The 1053-nt window shown below is 64.5% G+C and carries 2 protein-coding genes; one reads left to right on the top strand and one right to left on the bottom strand.

The genetic code is table 11. The features are described from left to right. Positions 1-278 (top strand): hypothetical protein (locus ACFWPK_RS34565; RefSeq protein ID WP_378923081.1); only part of this gene is annotated, 278 nt, incomplete at its 5' end. Between the two features lie 14 nt (positions 279-292). Here ACFWPK_RS34565 and ACFWPK_RS34560 read toward each other — a convergent pair. Next, positions 293-679 carry a hypothetical protein gene (locus ACFWPK_RS34560; protein ID WP_378923079.1) on the bottom strand — a complete coding sequence of 129 codons (387 nt, stop codon included), beginning with the start codon at positions 677-679 and terminating at the stop codon, positions 293-295. Between the last annotated feature and the right edge of the window lie 374 nt (positions 680-1053).

Here is a 1053-nt window from a genome sequence, read left to right as displayed (position 1 = left end):
ATCAGGCTGCCCTCAGCTACAGCAATCGTGCTGCGACACAATCACTTCGGAGTCATTCCACCTCCAATATGGATAACAGCGCCTCGTGGCGCACGCCGCTCGTTGGGCAGGCGGGGCAATCCGGTGCAGTGGCCGGGGTAGACGGCGACGGTGCCGGGACGGTGGGCTGCCACATCACAGACGAACACCAGCGCGGCGGTCAGGCACGCGGCGAAATCCATTCGCACACTAGGGAACTGGACCGTGAGATGGATGTCGGGCTCATCAGGACACGGTGACCGGCGACCGTTGTTCATCGCCGGGCCTGACTCGTGATCGAAAGCGCGCATTCGATCACGACGGCACCGGACGGCCGGAATACGCTGGTAGTCGGCGACACCCACGTGCGGACCATCAGCGGGTCCGGCACCGGGGACGGCAACGCGATATCGCCTTCGCGGATCACCACCACCCGCGCCTCCCATAACCGCGCGACTTCGGCGGGGTCACCGATCGGCCGGATATCGGCTCTGACCAAAAAGGTCCACATGTCAGCACGCGGATGACCGACAATCGTCAACGGCGCAATCCCGCGAACGTCGAGGCTGGTTTTGACTCGATGGGCCAATCCGGTCGGCATCATCACCGCCCCGATCAACCCGGCCCTCATGGTGATTCGTCCGGAGTGTGGGTCGATCACGGTAGGCAGACAACACACGCTCCGGTAGAACTCACAGCGCGATCGGGGGGTTTCGGTGAATGCCGAGATAGGTGGGCCGGTCGGGATCATCGGGACTCCTCGGGCAACCCGGGCGCAGGGGAGCGTGGCTCGCTGACTTCGTCCGCGGGCGCGCTTGTGAGCCAACCGGCTTCGCGCATCGCTTCGAGCGCTCGGCGCAGTTCTAGCAGTGACTGCTGGGATGAGGCCGGGCTTCTCATCGCGCACTCTGCCGTTCCTGGCGACTCTGCCCGACCGTTACGGTTGCGTCCAATAGCGTGGTGTACGGCCCGACCATCGGACCAGGTCCGAGCGTGTCGTAGCCGGAAATAGGGAGGTCACCGCGTGACCCTTGA

It is taken from the genome of Nocardia sp. NPDC058519, assembly GCF_042719755.1.
Taxonomy (GTDB): Bacteria; Actinomycetota; Actinomycetes; order Mycobacteriales; family Mycobacteriaceae; genus Nocardia.
The sequence above is the reverse complement of the archived record's forward strand: the minus strand, read 5'-3'. Positions and strand labels throughout refer to the sequence as shown.